Here is a 20,214-nt window from a genome sequence, read left to right as displayed (position 1 = left end):
CACCGGAGCAGCGGTCAAGAATAATTAGTAATTTATAATTTGCCTGCTAGGCTGGCCGCCATGGGATACCGGTGGGAGATCACGCGCGCAGCGGTGCGCCAGGGCGTCGTCGGGATCGTGCGGACGGCGGACGCCGCCTCGGCCGTCGCCGCCGCGCGGGCAGTGCTCGACGCCGGGTTGAAGTCGGTCGAAATCCCGCTCACCAACGCGGGCGCGCTCGTCGCGATCGAGGAGCTGAGCGCCGCGTATCCGGACGCCACCATCGGGGCAGGCACGGTGCTCGACGAGTCGTCCGCAACGGCCGCGATCCGGGCAGGAGCCCAGTTTCTCGTGTCCCCGTCACTGCACACCGCGGTCTTGCGTACCGCTCATCGGTACGGCATCGCGGCACTGCCCGGCACCGGCTCGGTCACCGAAATCGTGCGCGCGATGGAGGAAGGTGCTGACGCCGTAAAGGTTTTCCCCGCGTCCGCGCTCGGCCCGCAATGGATCAAGGACGTGCGCGCCGCGCTTCCGCAAGCCCCGCTCGTGCCAACGGGTGGAATCGCTCCCGAGGACGTGCCACGCTGGCTCGACGCGGGCGCCGTCGCCTGCGGGATCGGGTCGGCGCTGACCCGTGGATCCGCCGAGGACATCCGGGTCCGAGTGGCCGCATTGGTGAGGGAGAGCTTGTGAGCGACGTCGTACTCGTCGGCTGCCGTACCGCCGAAACCGGCGGGAACGGCACCGGAATCGCGGTTTTCCGGCGCTCCGGTGGCGAACTGACCGCGGATTCGACGTTGCCGATGGTGTCGCCGACCTGGCTGACCCAGCATCCCGCGCTGCCGATGGTGTACGCGACCAACGAGACGAGCTACGGCGAGATCACCTCCTTGTCGGTCACCGACGGCCTGGTCGCACTCGACGTCGTCGAATCCGGCGGGGCCAGCCCGTGTCACCTCGCGGTGACGCCGGACGGCCGGTTTCTGTTGTGTGCCAACTACGGCGGCGGCAGCCTCGCCGTCTTCGCCCTGCGCGCGGACGGCCGGATCGAGGGACGCACGGACCTGGTGCAGCACACTGGAAGCGGGCCGCGCACCGATCGGCAGGAAGGCCCGCACGTCCACATGGCGGTATCGTCAGCGGACAGTTCAGTGGTGAGTGCCGTCGATCTGGGCACTGACGAAATCCGCAGCTACACACTGTCTCCCGAAGGAAAACTCACTCCGCTGGCCGTTTCGTCGCTACCGCCGGGCACCGGGCCACGACAGCTCGTGCGCGGCGAGGACGGAATCGCTTACATGGCCGGGGAATTGTCCGGCGAGCTGATTACGCTGCGGGAGACTTCGCCGGGAGCGTTCGAGTTCGTCGCCGCGACTCCGGCGACGGCGACTGGCGGCGAATCACTGGTGGCACACCTGGAAGTGCTCGATTCCGGGATCTACCTGTCGAATCGCGGGCCGGAATGCATCACGTCGTTCGCCGGAACCCCGCTGCGCGCGACGGCCGATCAGCCGTGCGGGTCGTACCCGTGGAACTTCGCGGTAGCGGACGGAACCTGCTACACCGCGGCCTTCAAGGACGATGTCGTTTCCGTTTTCCCATTGAAAGACTTGGGAAACGCAGAGGTCCGGAAGTATCCGACCGGCTCCCCGACGTGCGTGCTCCCGCTCCGGTGACCGACCATCGCCCTCGCGGCCTGCACGGACAGACCGTGGAAACGCTCGCCGCACGCATTCTGTCCGGCGAATGGCACGAGGGCATGGTGCTGGACCTTCCCGCGCTGCGCGAGGAGTTGGACATCAGCCTCACCGCGCTGAGGGAAGCGTTGAAGGTGCTGGCAGCAAAGGGAATGATCGGCGCGCGGCAGAAGCACGGGACCTACGTGCAACCACGCGAGAACTGGCAACTGCTCGACGCCGACGTCATGCGCTGGCAAACCACCGCACGCGGAAACGCCGGTCTGCTGGACGAATTGGCCGAAGTACGCGCGGTGGTCGAGCCCGCGGCAGCACGGCTGGCGGCAGAACGCGCGACCGCCGAAGACCTTGCCGCGCTGGCGTCCGCGCTCGACGCGATGGTCTCCGCACCGGACCTGGAAGCGAGCGTCGAAGCGGATCTGGCGTTCCACCGCGGCCTGTTGACCGCAGCGCACAACAACTTCCTGCTCCAGATCGAACGCGTCATCGCGATCGGCTTGGCAGAGCGGGACAAGCTCGTGCACAGCGCCGGTCCCGCCGACGATCCGGTTCCGAGCCACCGGCGAGTGCTGGACGCCATCGCCGCGCACGACCCGATCGACGCGGAGACCGCGATGCTGGAACTGCTGGTGAAATCCGCCGCCGACGCGAAGCGGACAGATCAGGACGTGAACGCGCGGCGGTAGGCAGTCGGCGTGGTTCCGAGGGTCCGCCGGAAGTGCAGCCGTAGGTTGGCCGGGGTGCCCAGACCACAGTCCCGCGCGACCCGGTCCACCGAGTGGTCCGTGGTTTCCAGCAGTTCCCGCGCTTTGCCGAGCCGGGCGTTGAGCAGCCACTGCAACGGCGTTGTCCCGGTTTCTTCGGCGAACCGGCGCAGGAAAGTCCGCTGCGACATCTCCGAGTGCCGGGCGAGCAGCCGGATGCTGAGCGATTCGTCCAGTCGCTGCAACGCCCATTCCCGCGTGGCCGACAGCGAAGCGTCGCCAGCCTCCGCGAGCGGCGCGGGCACGTACTGGGCCTGTCCGCCTTCGCGATGCGGGGCAGCGACCAGACCGCGCGCGATGCGATTGGCGACGGCGGCACCCAGATCGCGGCGCACGATGTGCAAGCACAGATCGATGCCGCAGCACACGCCCGCTGAGGTGAGCACGTCGCCCTCGTCGACGTAAAGCACATCCCGAGCAACCCGGACCGAAGGGTATTCCCGCTCGAATTCGTCGATATATTCCCAATGCGTCGTGGCGTGCAAGCCGTCCAGCACTCCCGCCGCGGCCAGCGCGAACGCACCCGTGCAGATGGACACCACCCGCCGTCCCCGGTCGCGGGCGTCGGCCAGCAGCTCGACCGCCGCGTCCGGCGTCTCGCGGATCGGGTCGTACCCCGGCACGATCAGCGTGTCCGCAGCGCGCAGCTCCTCGATCCCGCCTTCGGCGGCCAGCTCGAATCCGGCGCTGGTGGCAACCGTCGGACCGAGCGCGCACAGCGTCATCTCGTAGTGCGTTTGCGGCCGGACCTGGAACACCTGCGCCGGGATCGCCAGATCCAGTGGAAGGACCCCGTCGAGCGCCAGCACCGCGACCCGATGCACTGTCATGGCGAGATTCTATCGAAGTCCGGCAAACTTGCCACTCACCAGGTCAGAGCGTTGCGGACCACGCTTGAAGCCATGACCGAACTCCTTCCGGACCCGGTGGTCGCGCTGCCGGCGACTCCGCTGGCGGACGCCGTCGTCGAGCTCGTCCGCCCGGTGGAATCGCAGTCAGTGTTCAACCACAGCGTCCGTACCTACCTGTTCGCGCGGCTGGTCGCCGACCGGCTGGCCGTGTCCGGCTTCGACGACGACCTGCTGTTCGCCGCGTGCGTGATGCACGACATCGGCGTGGCGCCGGACGGCCCGCACGTGGAGCGTTTCGAGGTCGAAGGCGCCGACCGGGCTGCTGGGTTCCTGCTGAAGCAAGGGATTTCCACCGCGGACGCCGACGAGGTCTGGCAAGCCATCGCCCTGCACACCACCGCGGGCATCGCGGAACACCGGGGTCCGCTGTGCCTGCTCGTCCGCGCCGGGGTCTCCGTCGACTTCGGCGGTCCGATCGCCGCCGAGTACCTCACCACCGTCACCGACGAGGAGGGCGGGGCGATCCACGCCGCTTATCCCCGGCTCGAGATGGTCCGCTCGCTCACCGACGCGATCGTCGCGCAGGCCGCGAAAAACCCGAAGAACGCGCCCGTGCCGTCCACTCCCGCTGACTTCTTGCGAGAGCGTGCGGCCGACGGCGAAACCCGGCTGGAGCGTGCCGCCCGCACCTCCCGCTGGGGCAACTGAGAAAGGAAGCCACATGTACGCCGTCAAAATCCCCGAGGACTCCGAGGTTTTCGGACCGTCCGGGGCCTCCGCCTTCGCCCGCTTCGGCTACTCGGCCGCTGTTCGCGCGGGCAACCACCTCTTCATCGCCGGGACGATCGGCCGCCGCCCCGACGGAGAGATCGCCGAAACCATCGAGGAACAGACCGAGATCGCGCTCCGCCGGATCGAGGAAATCCTCCGGCTGGAAGGACTCGACCTCTCCGCGCTGGCCGACATCACCAGCTATCACGTCGACATCCACCAGCACCTGCCCGGTTTCCTGGAAGCCAAGAAGCGACTCGTGACCGCCGAGCCCTATCCGGCGTGGTCGATGATCGGCGTCAGCGGGCTCGCCAGCCCGGGGCTGCTGATCGAAATTCGCGCCACGGCGGCCTATCCGGAATGACTGTCCTCAATGGACGGTCTCGGCGAGCGCGGTCCGCAGCATCCGCCCGGCCGCGGCGCGCGGAGCCGGGTCGACCGCGATCAGCGCGTTGACCACGGCCCCGTCGACCAGCGCGACCAGCCGGTCCAGTTCGTCCTTGGCCACCGGCGTCCCGGAGCGGGTGAGGATCTCCGTCAGCAGTTCGTTGAGCTGCTGGGACAGCGTCCGCATCAGCGGGCGCAGGTACGGCCGGCGGCCGGTCGCGACCAGGCGTTCGTAGCGCAGCAGGACCGCCTCGGCGTCGGCTTCCGGGTCGCCGCTCGGCGGGCCGAGCAGCATGTCCAGCACGAGTTCCACGGTCGCCTGCACGCCCCGGTTCCGGGTCGTCAGGTCGTCGAGCCGCCGTCGTCCGTTCACCAGCTCGGTCTGGCCGTGGTGCTCCACCGCGGCGGTGACGAGTTCTTCCAGTGAGTCGAAGTAGTACGTCGTGGACGCCAGCGGCAGACCGGCCCGTTCGGCGACCGCGCGATGCCGGACCGCGTCGAAACCGCCCTCGGCCAGCAGCTCGGCGGCGGCTTCGACCAGCGCTGCCCGCCGTCGCTCGCCCTTGGGGGTGGTGGCTGCTGCCGTCATGTCCGGTCATTCTGCCAGCCGCCCCGGTGGCCGCCGATCAGAACCGGATGGCCAGCGAAGCGGCGAAGCGCGCCAGGTCGGTTGCGTACGGTGCCGGGTGCCCGGAAGTCCCCGGCACGCTGACCAGCACGAGAGTCCCGCCAGTGCCGGTTTGCTTACGCACGGTGAGAGCTCCTGCTGGTTGCGTGGGCACGTTCACCGCGGCACCGCGAGCGAATACCGCCGCGCCGATGGTCCCGTCCGGAAGCGGGAACCCCGCGCCGCGCGACGACGTCGTACAAACGCTGCCCGGGGAAGCCTGCGCGGCATTCAAGTGGCCTGGGAGCTCGCCAGCGAGGGCAGTGGCGAGCTCCCAGTCCACCCGTCCGCACCCGGAGGTGCCTTCGACCCGAGGGCCGGTCCTCCCGGTTTCGCCGGCTCCCTGCCGAGACGGCTGACCCGGGAAGTCATCCCCATTGCTGAAAGGACGCGCCGCCGACCCGCCGGGTTGCACCGATGCGGCTACGGAATTCGCGCTGGAATCGGACTTCTCACTCGAAATACCCACAATTCCCCAGGTGCCGAACCCGGCGGCCACGAGCACGGCCGCCGCGCCGGCGGTGATCCGGTTACGCCGGCGCAGCGTCTCGCGCTTCGACCGGCGCACCACGTCGTCCACCGAGAACGTCGGCGGCGGCACCTCGCCGGGAACAGCGGAGAACAACGTCTCGGCTTCCCGCTCATCCATTGGTCTCCACCTCCCGTTCCAGCACCTGACGCAGATTCGCCAGCCCGCGTGCCGTCTGGCTCTTCACGTTGCCTTCGCTGCAGCCCAGCGCCGTCGCCGCGGCCCCGACGTCCAGTCCGTCGAAGAACCGCAGCACCAGCACCGCCCGCTGCTTCGGCGGCACTTCCTTCAGCGCCGCGAGCAGGTCCTCGCGCGTCGCGACGCGTTCGGCCAGCCCGGGACTGTCGTCGACAGGCTCCGGCAGCACCTCGGTCTGCCGCTCCCGCCGCCACGGACGGCGGGACTCGTCGATAACCGCGCGCACGAGCGTCTTGCGCACGTACGCGTCGGTCGCCGCGCGGTCTCTGATCTTCTTCCACCTCCGGTGCAACGCGACGAACGCCGTCTGCGCGAGGTCGTCGGCTTTGTGCCAATCCCCGCACATCAAGTAGGCAGTCCGGCGCACGGCGTCCCTCCTCGCGGCGAAGTACTCCGCGAACTCCTGTTCGTCGCGCTGGTCCACGCGCTTTGCAGCTCCGCTCTGGCCATGTCCGGTGTAGGGACGGATCCGGGGGCGTCCACGGTTGCACGTCCGGCCGGAAACGTTCCACCCCCCGTCGCATTGATGCCGCGCCCAGCTGTGTGATGTGATCGGACTGTGACCATGACTGGGCAGCTGATCGACTTCCGTTCCGACACCGTCACCCGCCCGGACGCGATCATGCGCGCGGCCATGGCCGAGGCCGAGGTCGACGACAACGTCATCGGCACCGATCCGACCATCGCCGAACTCGAACGCCGGGCCGCGCAGACGCTCGGGATGCCCGCGGCGCTGTGGACGCCGAGCGGGACGATGGCGAACCTGATCGCGCTGAGCGTCCACCTGCGACGCGGCGACCGGTTCCTCGCCACCCGCGGCGCGCACGTGCTCACCAACGAACTCGGCTCGGCCGCCTGGCTGGCCGGCGGCATGCCCGACATCCTCGAACACGACGCGGGCCCTGGCCGGTGCCTGCCGGAAACGCTGGAAGCGGCGATCGGCAACCCTGGCCCGTACTTCACGCTCCGCACCACGCTGTTGTGCCTGGAGAACACCCACAACGCGGCCGGCGGCGCGGTCACTCCGCCCGACGAGCACGCGCAGCTGCTGTCCGTCGCCAAGCAGGCCGGGCTCACCGTGCACCTCGACGGCGCGCGGATCTGGCACGCGGCTGTCGCGTTGCAGGTGCCGCCCGCCGCGCTGACGGTCGGCGTGGACTCGGTGTCGGCATGCTTCAGCAAGGGCCTCGGCGCGCCGGTCGGCTCGGTCGTCGCGGGGAGCGCCGAGTTCGTCGAGCAGGCCCGCCGGATGCGGCAGATGCTCGGCGGCGGCGTGCGTCAAGGCGGAGTGCTCGCCGCTGCGTGCCTGGTCGCGCTGGACCGCGTCGACGAACTGGCCGAGACGCACGAGTTCGCGAAACGGCTGGCCGACGGCCTGTCCGAACACGGCTGGGACGTGCGGACGCCGGATACCAATATCGTTCTCGCCGGGGTGCCGGACGTGCCGACCGCGCTGAACTGGCTCGGCTCGCTCGGCATCCAGGCTCTGCCCATGGCGGGCAAGGTCCGGTTCGTGACGCACCGGGACCTGTCGTCCGCTGACATCGCCGAAGCACTGCGCCGGATCAAAGCCGGTGCCTGAACCCTGGGGGACTCAGGTGACCAACTGGATCGTGTTCGACTACGGCGAGGTGCTCAGCCTCCGCACCGCCGCGGTGCCGAAGCTGGCCGCCGCCATGGGCGTCTCGCCCGAGACGTTCGAACCGGTGTACTGGAGCGTGCGCGACCCGTACGACCGCGGCTGCCCTGACCTGGAGTACTGGACGTCGATCGGCGACCAGGTAGGCGCGAAGGTGGACGACGCGCTGTCGGCCGAGTTGACCGCGCTCGACGTCGCGGGGTGGGGACAGCTCGCGCCGGGATCGCTGGACCTGTTGCAGTCGCTGTCCGACGCCGGAGCCTCGCTCGCGTTGCTGTCGAACGCGCCGTCGGCGTTCGGCGTCTGGGTGCGCGAGCAGGAGTGGGCGAAGCTGTTCAAGCACACGCTGTTCTCCGGCGACGTGAAGGTCGCGAAGCCGGACGCCGAGATTTTCCAGCTGCTGCTGGACAAACTGGGTGCCGCACCGGAGGAGTGCTTGTTCTTCGACGACCGCCAGGTCAACATCGACGGCGCCCGCGCGGTCGGAATCCGCGCGCACCTCTGGGACGGCGCCGAGGCCGCCCGCGCAGCGCTGGCCTGAACCGCGAACGGCTCCCGCCCCTTTCGGTGCGGGAGCCGTCGGGTGCCCAGTATGGTTCGGCGCCGGTCAGCGGCTGATGCGCTTCGACTGCTTCTTCCCGGTGATCGCCCCGTAGGCCGCGGTGCCCAGGAACAGCACCCCGCCGATGATGCCGATCCACAGCACGGCCTTGAACACGAAGCCGATCACTGACCCGAGCACCATGAAGGCGATCCAGGCCACGATGAGCGCTCCGACGATCTTCCAGAACATGGCTCCTCCGATGCCGTTTCCGCGCCACGTCGGCCCGGTGCCCTCCAGCGTGCCATCCGTGCGACGGAAACTCTCTACGCCAGCCCAACGTTCAGGGGGATCTCCGGGTTCCCCTGACCGGTTTCACCCCAGCCAGTCTCCGAGCCGACGCAGTCCCTCGGTCACGTCCTCGGTCGCGCCCGCGAAGGAAAACCGCACGTAGCGGCCGCCGTCGACCGGGTCGAAGTCGATTCCCGGGGTGATCGCGAGGCCGGTGTCGGCGAGTAGCCGCTGGCACCAGCTCAGGCTGTCGGTGGTGTGGTCGGAGACGTCGGCGTAGGCGTAGAACGCGCCGTCGGCCGGGGCGAGCTTGTCGAGCCCGATCTCGCGGAGCCCGGCGAAGAGCAGGTCGCGGTTGCGCCGGTAGTGCTCGACGTGCGCGTCCGCTTCGGCGTACGACTCCGGGGTGAACGCCGTGACCGCCGCGTACTGCGAGACCGCCGGCGGGCAGATGGTGAAGTTGCCGGTCAGGACGTCGACCGCGCGGTGCAGGCGCTGCGGCACCAGCATCCAGCCGAGCCGCCATCCGGTCATCGCGAAGTACTTCGAGAACGACCCGAGCACCAGCGCTTCCCGGCCGTACTGCCAGGCGCAATCGAGCTGCTTGCCATACGAGATGCCGTGGTAGATCTCGTCGCTGATCAGCTGCACGCCGTGCGAGGCGCACCAGCCGGAGATCGCGGCCAGCTCGCCCGGCGGCAGCACGGTCCCGGTGGGGTTGCTGGGACTCGCGACGATGAGCCCGTCAATCGGCCCGAGCCGGTCGAGCTGCTCGACGGTCGGCTGGAAATTCGTCTCCGCCGTGGTCGCGAACTCGACGACCTCGCAACCGAGGACGTTCAGCAGATTCCGGTACGCCGGGTAGCCCGGGCGGGCCATCGCGACCCGCGCGCCGGGGTCGAACGCGCTGAGGAACGACAGCAGGAACCCGCCGGACGAACCGGTGGTCATGACGACGTCGGAGGCGATCACGTCGACGTCGTAGGTGCGCCGGTAATGCCCGGCGACGGCTTCCCGCAGCTCAGGAATGCCCAGCTGTTCGGTATAGCCGAGGGTGTGCTTCGCGAGCGCTTCCTGGGCGGCCTTGAGCACCGCCGCCGGAGCGGGCACGGACGGCTGCCCAGCGGCGAGCGAAATCAGGTCGCCGTGGCTGCGCTGCCGGGCCTGCGCCGCGGACAGCACGTCCATCACGTGAAAAGGAGGCACGCCTGCCCGCAACGCGGGTCCGCCGAAAGCACCGATGTCGACCATGCGGCCAGGCTAACCGGCGGAACCACGTGCGGGGTGTGCCGTCAGTAACCGCGGTACGCGCCGCCGTGCGCCATCGCCGCGATGCCCGGGACGTTGGACATCGAGCCGTACCGGTCGAGCGAGTACCGCACGCCGGCGATGATGTTGTCGACCGGGTTGTAGATGTTGTCGTGCCCCGGCAGCTTGTGCGCGTTGAACGTCGAGTCGATGCACTGCATCAGGCCCTTGGACGGATGCCCGGCCGCGGCGTTCGAATCCCAGTTGTTGATCGCGTTCGGATTGCCGCCGGACTCGTGCTGGATGATCGCCCAGATGTTCTTGATGTCCGCGTCGGTCACGTTCACGCCCGCGGCCTGCAGTTCCTTGATCGCTTCCTGGATCCACTGCTGAACGTTGCCGGGCGGCGGAGAGGAGGGCGGACCGCCGCTCGGGCCGAGACCGCCGCCGCCACCGCTGGCACCGCCGCCACCGCCGCCGTGATGACCGCCGCCGCCACCGCCGTGGCCGGTGTGCAGGCCGCCGGTGCTCTGCGGGATGGTGCCGTCCGAGTTGGGGAGCGGGACCTTCGAGTAGCCGCCCTCGATCTGCGTCTTCATCAGGTCCTGCGACTTCTTGACCATGTCGTCGGCCTGGCCCAGCAGCGGATCGATGGTCTGCTCGGCATTGGTGGCGTCGGTTTGGTTGGCCTTGTTCGCGGCGTCGATGATCGACTGCGACGTCGGGCTGGGTGCCGGGCCCTTCTTGTCCGACTTGGCGTACTCGGCCTCGGCGGTCTGCGCCTTCTGCGCTTTGTCCGACTCGGTCTTGATGCGGTTGTCGATATTCGTCTTGGCGGTGTTGAAGGCCTCGGTGACCTTGCTCTTGATCCCGCCGAGGTCGCTCGACAGCTGCGTCAGGTCCTTGCCGACGTCGTCAAGATGCCCCTGCACCTTGTCGCCGGCCTTGGTGATCTGCGTGACGTACTCGACGAAGGAGTCCGCCGCCGGGCCTTCCCATACTCCGCCTGCCAACGACTTCGTGGAATTGTTCAGCGCGGCACTGTGGTCGCCCGCCTGCTTCGCGGCGTCGCTGAACTGCTGCCCCGCTTTGCTGATCGCGTCCGGGTTGATCTTGTCGACCTTCTTGGACTTCTCGACAATGCCGTTCCAGTTCGGCGGGTAGTCGATCAGCGCCATGCTCTAGCCCCCTCGTGCCTGCTCAGCGGTCTTCGTGGACGGTCAGGTCGGTCTTGTGGACCTGATCGGTTTCCTGGATCAGCCCGGCGGCCTTCTTGAGAATGAAGCTGGTCGCCTCCATCAGCTTCCCGGCCGCGTCGAACTCGCTGTGCACGCCCTGTTTGAACGTGCCGACCGCGCCGTGCACGTCCTTGGAGCCGCCCATCGTGCCGAACGGGCTTTCCGGCTCGTCGTCAACGCCGGTGAGGTGCTTCTTGGACTTTTCGAACTCGTCCTTCAGCTTCTCCACGTTCCTGGCGGCAATGGCCATGGAATCCGGATCGTAGACAGGCACCGTTCGTCATCCCCTTCGCGACACTCGCTTCCCGACCAGTTCGGACGCTCCGCTCACCAGGTCGGTTCCCTGCTTACTCTAAGACTTCGAGCACGTGCCGTGTGCAGTTCTGCCCGACTTCCGGCCGCGAACCCCCGGACCGGGTTATAGCGCGATCGAAAAGGGGTAAAACGGTCACGCCAAAGCGTCAGATCGCGGCCTGCAACTCCCGCACCCGCTCCACGAGCACCGCGTTGTCCGCCGGGCTCACCGTCGCCCAGGTATGCCCGTCCGGATCATCGGTGAGCTGGAACAGATACCGCCCGGAATCGGTGTCGTAGAACGCCGCGACGTGCGGCGACCGGCGCACCGTCCCGTCCCGCAGGATGTGTTCCGCGCAGAACTGGCCGCGGGCCGCCTGTCCCATCAGCATGCCCGCCAGTTCCTGCGCCTCCCACAACGCCACGCCCCGGTCTTCCAAGGCCGTGACCATTGCTTTCGGATCACCCGCGGCAGCCGTGTCGGCGGCAACGAGCGTGCTGTGCGGTACCGAGACCGACTGGCCGACACCCGGGTCGAGCGATCCGGCCACCGTCACCGCGGCGGCGGCGAGCCCGCTGGCGTCAGCGGGGATCAGCCACACCTCGTCCCGGTCGACCACCGCGAGCACGGCCTGGCTGCCCCGGCTCACCGCGCGGCCGCGGATCTCTCGGTCCGCCCACACCCAGACGTCCACCGCTTCCCGCGGACGCGCCAGCAAATGCAGTTGATCGAGCACCGTCCCAGAAGGACGGCGGCCGCGCGCCAGCCGTCGCTGCGCGAGCGAATCCCAGACGGACTCGATCAGCTCGGCCCGTTCGGTGTGCGTGCGCCCTGGCGACGGAACCGCGAGCGTGGCGGGACGCCCGCCCAGGTCCAGCGATTCCCACAGCACATCGAATTCGAGGGCGGTCAGTACCAGGTTCACGGCCGGCGCACGTCTCCGGTGCCGTCACCGAGGACGTCGCGCGTCACCATCCGGCCGTCGGCGAACAGGTCCTTGTCGTCGACTCCGAAGCGGCGCACGTGCTCGTCGTCGCTTTCCTGCGGCGCGGCTTCGGAGAGGTACTTGGCGTCGCCGCCGCCCGGTTTCGGCGCGATCTGCTCGGCTTTGCGCAGCGCGACGGCTTCTTCCTCGGGAAGCTCGTCCACCGGCAACGGCCGGACCAAACCCTTCGGCTGACCGTCTTGTGCGCGGCCTTGCCGTTCGCGGTCGCCGGAAAGCGCGCCACCGGCTACTCCCGCGCCCAAAGCAGCAGCGCCTGCCCCGATTTCTCCGGCAGACGCGCCTCCTGCGCGCGGGGCCGGGGCGTTGCCGGGAGCTTCGGCGACGGGTGGCGGCGGTGCCTGCGGGACGCTGCCGACCAGCCGACCTCGTTGCAGCGCCTGGTTTTCGTGCCCGCCGCCAGGGTAGCTGCCCCCGGCCGAGCCGCCGACCGCGGAACGACCGGATCCGCTTGTGCCGCCCAGGCTTTCGGAGCTGCCCACAGTTCCGCGGTTGGCCGGCGTGCTCTCGGGTCCGCTGCTCGTGCCGCGCGGACCAGCCGGCGGGAACGTGCCAGGCTCCCCGGGCCGTACCGCGCCCGGAACCCGTGGCCCAGAGGGTCCGCCCGAAGTGCTTGGCCCGCTGGGGATTCCCGGCCCGTTGGTCGAACCGACCGACCGAGGCGGATTGCCGTGCGGCACCGATCCCTTCTCCCACCCCGCGGGCGGCGGCGAGGACGGCGGCACGTAGCTGGCCGCGATCACCGGTGCGGCTGGCCGAGGAACCGGTGCCTGCGAAGCCGTGCCGTACGCGGGCGTCGGCGGATCCACGACCGGCGGGGCCGGAGGCGGCGGCGGGGGAACGTACTGCGACTTCACTGACGCCGCGGCGGGCCGTACCTGGCCGTCCGGAGTCACCTCGACCGCGGCGGCCGCGCGGTCGACCGGGCTCGGCCCGCTGCCAGGCTGGACCATCGTGAGCGACTGCGGCTGGCTCAAGGGCTCGGTGGACAGCAGGTTTTCGCCGCTCTGCTGGGCGTAGGCGTTCAACGCCTCGACCGCCTGGCCGCGCGCGTTGTCCGCGGCCTGCACCTGTGCCGCGTGATCGGTCTCGAATCCGAGGAAGCTCGCCACCGAATCAATGAGGGTGAGGCTCTCCGCGCCTTTGCGCACCGCCGCCGGGTCGGGCAGCTTGTACTTGGTGCGGTTGAACGCTTCCCCCTGCGCGAAAAGCATTTCCGCGGTGTGGGTGACCTTCTGCATCGCGTCTTGGGAGAAGCCAGCCTGGTCCGACAGCACCTGCCCGGCCTGTCCGCCCGCCTGGCTCTGCCATTCGACGCCGAGCTTCGCCAGCTGGTCGCGCAGCGTGTGATCGGTACCCGCGAGCGCGGTCGCGATTTCCCGCAGCGCCTCGACAGCGGTGGCGATGCTGGCGATTCCATCGCCGGTGCCGAACTTCTCGATCTCGTCGGCGATCGCGGTGTCGGTCCATCCGTCGAAACGGTGGTCGCGGATCCTGCCCGCGAGTTCGGAAATCTCCACGCGCCCTCCCTAGGTCCGGTTCTTCAGGCCCTGCACGGCCAGGCCGGCGGCCTGGGTGGCGATGTCGCACAACTGCGGCTGGCTGAACGCGCCCGCGGTGATCGCGAACTCCTGTGCCGCCATGGTCTGTCCCGCGGCGACGCCGACGAGCACCTCGCAGTCGGCGGGGGTGCCCGCCGCTCGGTAGTTCGTGATCGCCGGATAGCCCTCGACGCTGGTGGCCGCTGTGGTCATGCTGTTCTTGCGTCGCGATCCGGTGAGCCACTCCTGCAGGTCCGCGTTGACGATCCGCAGGTGCAGCGCGTGGAACGGCTCGGTCTTGTCCGAATCGAACACGCAGGTGGGCCCGTCCTTCGGCGCGGCGGCCTTGCGCGGCACGCTCGTCACCTTCAGCAGGTCGAGCTGCGCCTGGCCCAGCAGGTCGCACGGATCGGTTCCGGCGATCGGCAAGTCCGATGGCCGCTGCGGCAATGCGGCCGCTTTCGTCTGCTGCGCCAGGGAACTCATCGCGGGCTGTACGGGGTACGCAGTGCCTTGCTCGCCCGAGGAGCAGCTCGCGACCCCGAGCACCGCGACGACGGCGAGGATCGGCTTAGTGGATGCCGTGCGCACCGCGGTCCCCGAACGCCGCGGCCTTGTCCGCGTCGCTGGCCTCGTACGTCTTCGCTGCTTCGCGCAGCTGTCCGACAAGCTTGTGCAGATTGGCGACGTACGCGCGCACCTGCGCCGCATACGACTGATCGCCTTCCGCGACGACCGTGTTCCACGCAGCCATCGCGTTCACACTCACCGTGTCCGACGAAGGAGTGTCGACGCGCAGCTCGCCCAGCCGCGTGAGGAGCTTGTCTTCGAGCGCGCTGACCTGCTCGTCGACCACCCGCGCGACCTCAAGCAGCTTCGCTGGCTCGACCACGATGTCCGCCACGCCCGGCGCTGCCGGAACCGACGAAGCCAGGTCGGTGAGCGGTGTGCTTCCCGGCATGCGCTAACCCCTCCCGTGATACGGACGGTGACCGTACGGACCCGTTTCGAGGCTACCAACCGGCGCGTGAACCCGAGGCGAACTTCGTGGAGAAGCTGTTCAGGCGGGAGCGCTTACTTCCCCGTTGGCCGCGCGCAGTGCGATATCGGTGCGATGGTGCGAGCCCGCGAGGTGTACACGCTCGACAGTCTCGTACGCGTGCTTACGCGCCGCCTTAAGCGTCTTACCGGTGCCGACAACCGACAGCACGCGTCCGCCAGCCGAGATCACCGCACCGTCGTCGCGACGCCGCGTACCCGCGTGAAGCACGCCTTCGATCTCTCCGCCGGTGATGACGTCACCAGTGCGCGGCTTGCCCGGGTACCCGTCCGCAGCAATCACGACGGTGACCGCGGCCCCACCCGACCACTCCAGCGGCGGCAGCTCGGCCAGCTTCCCGGTGGCCGTCGCATTCAGCACAGTGGCCAGCGACGTACGCAGCAGTGCCAGCACAACCTGCGTCTCGGGGTCGCCGAAGCGGCAGTTGAACTCGATCACCTGCGGGCCTTCCGAGGTGAGCGCGAGACCGGCGTAGAGCAGGCCGGAGAACGGGCTGCCCCGGTCGGCGAGCTCGTCCACGACCGGCTGCACGACCCGCGCGACGACGTCGTCCACCAGATCGGCAGGGGCCCACGGCAGCGGTGCGTACGCGCCCATGCCGCCGGTGTTCGGACCGGTGTCGCCGTCGCCGACACGCTTGAAGTCCTGCGCGGGCAGCATCGGCACCACGGTGCGGCCGTCGACGAAGCAGAACAGCGAGGCTTCCGGGCCGTCCAAAAAGGACTCCAGGAGGACCGGGTGACCGCCGTCGAGCAGCATTAGCGCGTGCTTGCGCGCGACCTCGATGTCCTGGGTCACAACCACGCCCTTGCCCGCGGCGAGACCGTCGTCCTTCACGACCCAGGTGGGCCCGAACCGCTGAAGAGCGGCGTCGAGGCGGGCGGGAGTGTCGACGACCTCACTGCGAGCTGTCGGCACCTTCGCGGTCGCCATGACGTCCTTCGCGAACGCCTTCGACCCCTCGATGCGCGCGGCCGCAGCAGACGGTCCGAAGCAGGCGATGCCAGCGTCGCGCACCGCGTCGGCGACGCCCGCGACGAGCGGCACCTCCGGCCCGATCACGACGAGGTCGGCCTTCCACTCCTTGGCCAGAGCCGCGACGGCCTCCGGCTCGGCGAGCTCGACCCCGAGCTGCTCCGCGACCGCAGTCGTGCCGGCATTGCCGGGGGCGCAAGCGAGCGCCGTGACCGCGGGGTCGCCTGCCACCGCGAGGACGAGTGCATGCTCCCGGGCGCCGGAGCCGATTACCAGTACGCGCACGCCGGACAGCGTAACGGTGCGTGTCGCGCCGCGGCAGCGCGCCGTCCGCGACCCCGGCAGCGGACCAGGTGCGCGACTGGTCCGGTGCCGGTCGCATGGTGTCCGGTTTCGGGTGCCATCCACCGTTTACCCGGTTGTCAACCGCCCGTCCGGCTGGTGCCGCGCGCCCGACGCTTGCGGCGGCGAGGGTGACGCGGTAGTCGTGGCGAGCTGCGGATCGCCCGGTAGAGAAAGGTCCCCCATGAAGCGCAAACGCCTCGGCGTGCTCGCCCTGTCCGGCCTGGCCCTGCTCGGCGTCGCCGGTCTCGCGATCGGCCCGGCCGCCGCGAGCGAGGAGACGGCCGCGGGTGCGGCCGCGCACGGTCCCCGGCACGATGGCCCGGTGATCGTCGGACACCGGGGCGCGCCCGGCTACCGCCCGGAGCACACGCTCGCGTCGTACGAACTCGCCTACCGGATGGGCGTGGACTACGTCGACGTCGACCTGGTGCCGACCAAGGACGGCCAGCTCGTCGCCCGGCACGAGCCGGAGATCGGCGGCACCACCGACGTCGCGAACCATCCGGAGTTCGCCTCGCGCAAGACCACGAAGGTCATCGACGGAACCACGATGACCGGCTGGTTCACCGAGGACTTCACCCTCGCCGAGCTGAAGACGCTCTACGCCAAGGAGCGGATCCCGCAGAACCGGCCGAACAACCAGCTCTACGACGGCCGCTACCGGATCGCCACCTATCAGGAGGTGCTCGACCTGACCCGGCGGCTCGGCCACGAACTGCACCGGACGCTGGGCACCTACCCCGAGGTCAAGCACTCGACGTACTTCAGCTCGATCGGGAACCCGACCGAGCCGAAGCTGGTGTCGATCCTCAACCGCAACGGCCTGAACCGCCCGAACGCGCCGGTGATCATCCAGTCGTTCGAGGTGTCGAACCTCCAGGCACTGCACAAGCAGGTGCGGGTGCCGCTGCTGCAGCTCACCGAGGCGACGGGCGCTCCGGCCGACTTCGTCGCGAAGGGCGACAAGCGCACGTACGCCGACCTGGTCACGCCCGCCGGCCTGCGCGAGATCGCTAAGTACGCGAAGTACCTCGGCCCGGACAAAGGCCAGATCATCCCGCGGGACGCGCAGGACAACCTCGGCAAGCCCACCGCGCTGATCGCCGACGCACACCGCGCCGGGCTTGAGGTGCAGCCCTACACCTTCCGCAACGAAAACCCGTTCCTGCCCGCGAACCTGCGCTCCTCGGCCAGCCCGAGTGCGTTCGGCAACGTGTTCGCGGAGGAAGCGGCGTTCTTGAAGGCCGGGGTCGACGGATTCTTCGCCGACCAGCCGGACACCGCACTGGAATCGGTGCGGGACTTCGCCGGTCGCTGAGTTTTCCGCTGGTTCCGCCTGGCCCGCCGGTGACGTTCGCGTCGCCGGCGGGCCGTTTTCGCGGTTGCTCAATGATCGTGACGATGGAGTGCGCCGCGAAGCGCGCGAGCGATCGTTCGCTGCAACCGCCGCAGGATCTTGATCGTCTCCTCGTCCGAGAAGCCGGTGGTTATCGACCAATCACAGCCTGAACCGAACACATCGCTGGCGAAGACGATTTCAGTAGCCACCAGCATCCGCCGCCAGTCCCGAGGGCCGAGCGGATCGCCAGCGGTGAGAGCCGCATGCAGACGACGACCTTCTTCGTACAGATCAGCCACGCTCCGGAAGCCCATCGCCACTGCGAGCGCTTCAGTGCAATGTGCTGGCCCACCCCACTCGGCCAGTCCGCGACCCAGTACTTTGCGCTCGTCGTCGGCCAACTCGATCGCGACCAACTCTTCGGCTTTCACCAGCAGATCATGGCCTGCGCCCGCAGTCCTCCCGCAGATGACCGGTTCGAGTGATGCGATCTCGAACAATTGTTCGAGATACTGGTCTTGTGTTGATCACTCAGACCCGGACCGCCCTGCGCCGTTCGGAGGAGCTTCCGCCCAGCCACCAGCGAAACCTTGACACCCGCGAACGCCGGGAGCTAACTTCTGCGCACTCTCAATGGTCTGTCCGCATACCTTTCAGGTGGGTGCCCGATGGATGTCTCCGACCAGCAGACCGGCCAATCCGACGAAGACAGCGCTCGCCTGCACGCGCTCGGCTACGCGCAGGAACTCAAACGCACGATGTCGGCGTTCTCGAACTTCGCCGTGTCGTTCACGATCATCTCGATCCTGTCCGGCTGTCTCACGCTGTACGGCTTCGGCATGAAAACCGGCGGCCCGGCGGCGATGATCTGGGGCTGGCCACTGGTCGGGCTGTTCGTGGTGCTGGTCGGGCTGGGCATGGCGGAGGTGTGCTCAAGCTACCCAACCGCGGGCGGGCTTTATTACTGGGCCGCGAAACTGGCGACCCGCAACGGCCCGGCGTGGTCGTGGTTCACCGGCTGGTTCAACCTGATCGGACAGATCGCGGTGACCGCGGGCATCGACTTCGGAGCCGCGCTCTTCCTCAACGCGTTCCTCGATCTGCAGTGGGGCTTCAGCGCGACGCCGGGCCACACGATTTTGTTGCTGGCCATCATTCTTGTCGTGCACGGGGTGCTGAACACCTTCGGCGTGCGAGTGGTGGCGGTACTGAACAGCGTCAGCGTGTGGTGGCATTTGCTGGGCGTGCTGGTGATCGTGGGCGTGCTCGTGTTCGTGCCGGCGAAGCATCAGGAAGCGTCGTTCGTGTTCGGCAGCTTCGTGAACCAGACCGGCTGGGGTTCCGCACCGTACGTGTTCTTGCTGGGTTTGCTGCTGGCGCAGTACACCCTGACCGGTTACGACGCCTCGGCGCACATGACGGAGGAAACCAAGAACGCCGCGAAAGCGGGCCCGCGCGGAATCATCAACTCGATCCTCGTGTCGCTGGTCGCGGGCTGGATCCTGTTGATCGGCCTGACGTTCGCGATCCAGGACTACGACGGAGCCGTCAACTCGGCGACCGGCGTCCCGCCAGCCCAGATCTTCATCGACGCGACCGGCGCGGTGACCGGCAAATTCCTGCTCCTGATCTGCATCGGCGCACAGCTGTTCTGCGGCATGGCCTCGGTGACCGCGAACTCCCGCATGATCTACGCCTTCGCCCGCGACGGCGCGATCCCGGGCTCGAAGATCTGGCACAACATCAACAAACGAACCCAGACCCCGACCAACGCAGTATGGCTAGCGGCGGTCGGTGCACTGGTGCTGGCGCTGCCGTACCTGTGGAGCGCGACGGCTTACGCAGCAGTCACCTCGATCGCGACAGTGGGCCTGTACGTCGCCTACGTGATCCCGGTCTTCCTCCGCGTCCGCCGCGGCGACAGCTTCGAGAAGGGCCCGTGGAACCTGGGCCGCTGGGGCAAACCAATCGGCATCGTCGCGACGGGATGGGTCGTGGTGATTTTCGTGCTCTTCATGCTCCCCCAAGCAAGCCCGATCACAGTCGACTCGTTCAACTACACGCCGATCGCCTTCCTGGTAGTCCTGGGCGGAGCGGCCCTGTGGTGGGCCCTGTCGGCGCGGAAGTGGTTCACCGGCCCGAAGGTGCAGGGTTCGGCGGAGGAATTGGCCGCGGTGGAGAAGGAACTGAAGGAACTCGGCTAATCCCGAGAGTTCCCAAGACGGACGACCTTCCGCCACCCGACACCACTCCGTTCGGCGCCGCTCCACCCGGCACCGCTTCGCCCGGCGCACCGCCCTGCACCGCTCCGTCCGACAGCCCGCGCTTGGCGCCACTCCACCCGACACCACTCCGTTCAGCACCACTCCACCCAGCGCCACTCCACCCGGACACCACTCCGTTCAGCACCACTCCACCCGGACACCGCTTCGTCCGGCGCGGCCCACCGCCCTGCACCGCCCCGTCCGGCGGCCCATGCCTGGCACCACTCCACCCAGCAGCGCCAGGCCCGGCACCACTCCACCCGGACACCGCTTCGTCCGGCGCGGCCCACCGCCCTGCACCGCCCCGTCCGGCGGCCCATGCCTGGCACCACTCCGCCCGGCGGCGCCTGGTCCTGCACCGCTTCGCCGCGAAGCACCTGACCGGCGTCCGCGAGCAGGGCCGGCCATTCGCCGAATCGCCGTGCGCCGACCACGAGTCCGCTCTGCGGCGGGGTGAGCCCGCCAACCGGCACGTCGCCACGTCCGCCATTCCTGGGCTTCCTCCGTGCCGCCCGACCACCATTCACGCGGCACCGTCCGGCGACCTCACCCCTCACTGCCCCCGACCTCCGCACCGCCGTGCCCCCAG

Annotated in this window: 23 protein-coding genes; 9 read left to right on the top strand and 14 right to left on the bottom strand. The window is 68.9% G+C overall.

The genetic code is table 11. From position 1 onward, the window contains the following. Nucleotides 1–60: 60 nt before the first annotated feature. Genes BM362_RS06095 through BM362_RS06085 form a run of 3 tightly spaced genes read left to right on the top strand, consistent with a single transcriptional unit; the run spans nt 61 to nt 2,365 of the window. The gene (locus tag BM362_RS06095; protein WP_093572414.1) at nt 61–675 is read left to right on the top strand and encodes a bifunctional 4-hydroxy-2-oxoglutarate aldolase/2-dehydro-3-deoxy-phosphogluconate aldolase; all 615 of its coding nucleotides are present in this window, start codon (nt 61–63) and stop codon (nt 673–675) included. After that, nucleotides 672–1,658, top strand: a complete 987-nt coding sequence (locus BM362_RS06090) for a lactonase family protein (protein WP_093572413.1) — start codon at nt 672–674, stop codon at nt 1,656–1,658. Before BM362_RS06095 ends, BM362_RS06090 begins: the two co-directional genes overlap by 4 nt. Then, entirely contained in the window at nt 1,655–2,365 is a 711-nt protein-coding gene (locus BM362_RS06085; protein ID WP_093572752.1) for a FadR/GntR family transcriptional regulator, read from the top strand. The genes BM362_RS06090 and BM362_RS06085 overlap by 4 nt, the downstream gene beginning before the upstream one ends. Here BM362_RS06085 and BM362_RS06080 read toward each other — a convergent pair. Then, the gene (locus BM362_RS06080; RefSeq protein ID WP_093572412.1) at nt 2,341–3,273 is read right to left on the bottom strand and encodes a GlxA family transcriptional regulator; all 933 of its coding nucleotides are present in this window, start codon (nt 3,271–3,273) and stop codon (nt 2,341–2,343) included. The two genes, BM362_RS06085 and BM362_RS06080, sit on opposite strands and share 25 nt — an antisense overlap. A 72-nt stretch (nt 3,274–3,345) precedes the next feature. On the opposite strand from BM362_RS06080, the gene BM362_RS06075 reads away from it, so the two are divergent. Next, the gene (locus BM362_RS06075) at nt 3,346–4,002 is read left to right on the top strand and encodes an HD domain-containing protein (RefSeq protein WP_208865105.1); all 657 of its coding nucleotides are present in this window, start codon (nt 3,346–3,348) and stop codon (nt 4,000–4,002) included. A 13-nt stretch (nt 4,003–4,015) separates the two neighbouring features. Further along, the gene (locus BM362_RS06070; protein ID WP_067577401.1) at nt 4,016–4,429 is read left to right on the top strand and encodes a Rid family hydrolase; all 414 of its coding nucleotides are present in this window, start codon (nt 4,016–4,018) and stop codon (nt 4,427–4,429) included. Between the two features lie 6 nt (nt 4,430–4,435). Here the strand turns inward: BM362_RS06070 and BM362_RS06065 are convergent, their stop codons facing one another. Genes BM362_RS06065 through BM362_RS06055 form a run of 3 tightly spaced genes read right to left on the bottom strand, consistent with a single transcriptional unit; the run spans nt 4,436 to nt 6,270 of the window. Continuing rightward, nucleotides 4,436–5,041 carry a TetR/AcrR family transcriptional regulator gene (locus BM362_RS06065; RefSeq protein WP_093572410.1) on the bottom strand — a complete coding sequence of 202 codons (606 nt, stop codon included), beginning with the start codon at nt 5,039–5,041 and terminating at the stop codon, nt 4,436–4,438. A 37-nt stretch (nt 5,042–5,078) separates the two neighbouring features. Continuing rightward, nucleotides 5,079–5,768 carry a hypothetical protein gene (locus tag BM362_RS06060; protein ID WP_093572409.1) on the bottom strand — a complete coding sequence of 230 codons (690 nt, stop codon included), beginning with the start codon at nt 5,766–5,768 and terminating at the stop codon, nt 5,079–5,081. Then, nucleotides 5,761–6,270, bottom strand: coding sequence for a SigE family RNA polymerase sigma factor (locus BM362_RS06055; RefSeq protein WP_037808752.1), 510 nt, complete (start codon nt 6,268–6,270; stop codon nt 5,761–5,763). The genes BM362_RS06060 and BM362_RS06055 overlap by 8 nt, the downstream gene beginning before the upstream one ends. Before the next feature lie 141 nt (nt 6,271–6,411). On the opposite strand from BM362_RS06055, the gene BM362_RS06050 reads away from it, so the two are divergent. Next, nucleotides 6,412–7,428: a threonine aldolase family protein gene (locus tag BM362_RS06050; RefSeq protein WP_067577407.1), complete on the top strand. Its 1,017-nt coding sequence runs from the start codon at nt 6,412–6,414 to the stop codon at nt 7,426–7,428. 16 nt (nt 7,429–7,444) lie between these two features. Then, the gene (locus BM362_RS06045) at nt 7,445–8,026 is read left to right on the top strand and encodes an HAD family hydrolase (protein ID WP_067577409.1); all 582 of its coding nucleotides are present in this window, start codon (nt 7,445–7,447) and stop codon (nt 8,024–8,026) included. 66 nt (nt 8,027–8,092) lie between these two features. Here BM362_RS06045 and BM362_RS06040 read toward each other — a convergent pair whose 3' ends face one another. The 9 genes from BM362_RS06040 to purD all read right to left on the bottom strand — a co-directional run bounded on the left by BM362_RS06040 (nt 8,093) and on the right by purD (nt 15,962). Next, the gene (locus tag BM362_RS06040; RefSeq protein ID WP_067577411.1) at nt 8,093–8,278 is read right to left on the bottom strand and encodes a hypothetical protein; all 186 of its coding nucleotides are present in this window, start codon (nt 8,276–8,278) and stop codon (nt 8,093–8,095) included. Nucleotides 8,279–8,401: 123 nt separating this feature from the next. Beyond that, complete coding sequence (locus BM362_RS06035; protein ID WP_067577413.1) at nt 8,402–9,568, bottom strand: pyridoxal phosphate-dependent aminotransferase; 1,167 nt, start codon at nt 9,566–9,568, stop codon at nt 8,402–8,404. Nucleotides 9,569–9,609: 41 nt separating this feature from the next. Further along, complete coding sequence (locus tag BM362_RS06030; protein ID WP_093572406.1) at nt 9,610–10,743, bottom strand: transglycosylase SLT domain-containing protein; 1,134 nt, start codon at nt 10,741–10,743, stop codon at nt 9,610–9,612. Between the two features lie 22 nt (nt 10,744–10,765). Continuing rightward, a complete protein-coding gene (locus BM362_RS06025) occupies nt 10,766–11,077 on the bottom strand; it encodes a hypothetical protein (RefSeq protein WP_067577414.1) in 312 nt (103 codons plus the stop codon). A gap of 187 nt (nt 11,078–11,264) precedes the next feature. Continuing rightward, a complete protein-coding gene (locus tag BM362_RS06020; protein ID WP_067577416.1) occupies nt 11,265–12,023 on the bottom strand; it encodes an ESX secretion-associated protein EspG in 759 nt (252 codons plus the stop codon). Further along, nucleotides 12,020–13,621, bottom strand: coding sequence for a PPE domain-containing protein (locus tag BM362_RS06015; protein ID WP_093572405.1), 1,602 nt, complete (start codon nt 13,619–13,621; stop codon nt 12,020–12,022). The genes BM362_RS06020 and BM362_RS06015 overlap by 4 nt, the downstream gene beginning before the upstream one ends. 9 nt (nt 13,622–13,630) lie before the next feature. Next, nucleotides 13,631–14,233: a DUF3558 domain-containing protein gene (locus tag BM362_RS06010; RefSeq protein ID WP_093572404.1), complete on the bottom strand. Its 603-nt coding sequence runs from the start codon at nt 14,231–14,233 to the stop codon at nt 13,631–13,633. Then, complete coding sequence (locus BM362_RS06005) at nt 14,214–14,603, bottom strand: PE domain-containing protein (protein WP_037354127.1); 390 nt, start codon at nt 14,601–14,603, stop codon at nt 14,214–14,216. Before BM362_RS06005 ends, BM362_RS06010 begins: the two co-directional genes overlap by 20 nt. Before the next feature lie 99 nt (nt 14,604–14,702). Beyond that, nucleotides 14,703–15,962 carry a phosphoribosylamine--glycine ligase gene (purD, locus tag BM362_RS06000; protein ID WP_067577420.1) on the bottom strand — a complete coding sequence of 420 codons (1,260 nt, stop codon included), beginning with the start codon at nt 15,960–15,962 and terminating at the stop codon, nt 14,703–14,705. 241 nt (nt 15,963–16,203) lie between these two features. Here purD and BM362_RS05995 point away from each other — a divergent pair, with 241 nt between their 5' ends. After that, a complete protein-coding gene (locus BM362_RS05995; RefSeq protein ID WP_093572403.1) occupies nt 16,204–17,340 on the top strand; it encodes a glycerophosphodiester phosphodiesterase in 1,137 nt (378 codons plus the stop codon). Nucleotides 17,341–17,408: 68 nt separating this feature from the next. On the opposite strand, the gene BM362_RS05990 is transcribed toward BM362_RS05995, so the two are convergent. Next, nucleotides 17,409–17,861: a hypothetical protein gene (locus tag BM362_RS05990; protein WP_093572402.1), complete on the bottom strand. Its 453-nt coding sequence runs from the start codon at nt 17,859–17,861 to the stop codon at nt 17,409–17,411. 168 nt (nt 17,862–18,029) lie between these two features. Between BM362_RS05990 and BM362_RS05985 the strand changes: the two genes are divergently transcribed. Beyond that, nucleotides 18,030–19,565 (top strand): amino acid permease, encoded by a 1,536-nt coding sequence (locus BM362_RS05985; RefSeq protein ID WP_093572401.1) that lies wholly within the window; start codon nt 18,030–18,032, stop codon nt 19,563–19,565. The last annotated feature ends 649 nt before the right edge of the window (nt 19,566–20,214 follow it).

The sequence above is a fragment of the Amycolatopsis rubida genome (assembly GCF_900115345.1).
Taxonomy (GTDB): domain Bacteria; phylum Actinomycetota; class Actinomycetes; order Mycobacteriales; family Pseudonocardiaceae; genus Amycolatopsis; species Amycolatopsis rubida.
This window is presented reverse-complemented; position numbering and strand designations above follow the sequence as displayed.

Excerpts from the sequence above, each read along its gene's own strand:
- BM362_RS05985 (WP_093572401.1), top strand. The coding sequence starts at position 18,030 with ATGGATGTCTCCGACCAGCAGACCGGCCAATCCGACGAAGACAGCGCT.
- BM362_RS06095 (WP_093572414.1), top strand. The coding sequence starts at position 61 with ATGGGATACCGGTGGGAGATCACGCGCGCAGCGGTGCGCCAGGGCGTC.
- BM362_RS06075 (WP_208865105.1), top strand. The coding sequence starts at position 3,346 with ATGACCGAACTCCTTCCGGACCCGGTGGTCGCGCTGCCGGCGACTCCG.
- BM362_RS06035 (WP_067577413.1), bottom strand. The coding sequence starts at position 9,568 with ATGGTCGACATCGGTGCTTTCGGCGGACCCGCGTTGCGGGCAGGCGTG.
- BM362_RS06060 (WP_093572409.1), bottom strand. The coding sequence starts at position 5,768 with ATGGATGAGCGGGAAGCCGAGACGTTGTTCTCCGCTGTTCCCGGCGAG.
- BM362_RS06005 (WP_037354127.1), bottom strand. The coding sequence starts at position 14,603 with ATGCCGGGAAGCACACCGCTCACCGACCTGGCTTCGTCGGTTCCGGCA.
- BM362_RS06030 (WP_093572406.1), bottom strand. The coding sequence starts at position 10,743 with ATGGCGCTGATCGACTACCCGCCGAACTGGAACGGCATTGTCGAGAAG.
- BM362_RS06040 (WP_067577411.1), bottom strand. The coding sequence starts at position 8,278 with ATGTTCTGGAAGATCGTCGGAGCGCTCATCGTGGCCTGGATCGCCTTC.
- BM362_RS06070 (WP_067577401.1), top strand. The coding sequence starts at position 4,016 with ATGTACGCCGTCAAAATCCCCGAGGACTCCGAGGTTTTCGGACCGTCC.
- BM362_RS06065 (WP_093572410.1), bottom strand. The coding sequence starts at position 5,041 with ATGACGGCAGCAGCCACCACCCCCAAGGGCGAGCGACGGCGGGCAGCG.
- BM362_RS06050 (WP_067577407.1), top strand. The coding sequence starts at position 6,412 with ATGACTGGGCAGCTGATCGACTTCCGTTCCGACACCGTCACCCGCCCG.
- BM362_RS06080 (WP_093572412.1), bottom strand. The coding sequence starts at position 3,273 with ATGACAGTGCATCGGGTCGCGGTGCTGGCGCTCGACGGGGTCCTTCCA.
- BM362_RS05995 (WP_093572403.1), top strand. The coding sequence starts at position 16,204 with ATGAAGCGCAAACGCCTCGGCGTGCTCGCCCTGTCCGGCCTGGCCCTG.